We start from the raw sequence: 394 nt of genomic DNA, 5'->3' as shown, positions 1-394 counted from the left end.
GCCGGTCGCGCCCGCCGCCCACTACGCGTCCGGCGGGGTGGAGGTCGACACGGACGGACGCACTTCGCTGCCGGGGCTCTGGGCGGTCGGCGAGGTCTCCCGCACGGGCGTGCACGGCGCGAACCGGCTGGCCTCCAACTCACTGCTGGAGGGGCTCGTGCAGGCCGAGCGGGGTGCCGTCCGCCTGGCTGCCGACCGCCCCCGCCCCGCTGCGGACCCGGCTGCGCTCGAACCGGCCCCCACCGCCGTCCCGTCCGTCGACCCCGCACTCGTCCCGCGCCTGCGGTCCCTGATGTCGCAGCACGCCGGGGTCCTGCGCACCGGGGAGGGGTTGACCGCCCTGACACGGGAGCTCGACACCCTTGCGGGCCACAGCACGGCCGACCCCGGGACC

1 protein-coding gene is annotated in these 394 nt (G+C 77.7%); it reads left to right on the top strand.

The features are described from left to right. Window positions 1-394, top strand: a 394-nt coding sequence (locus D474_RS28430) for an FAD-binding protein (protein WP_017613806.1), incomplete at both ends; no start/stop codon positions are given.

Origin of the sequence: Nocardiopsis salina YIM 90010, from assembly GCF_000341025.1 — a bacterium.
Taxonomy (GTDB): Bacteria; Actinomycetota; Actinomycetes; order Streptosporangiales; family Streptosporangiaceae; genus Nocardiopsis; species Nocardiopsis salina.
Note: the sequence above shows the minus strand (reverse complement) of the source record. Positions and strands in the feature narration are given on the sequence as shown.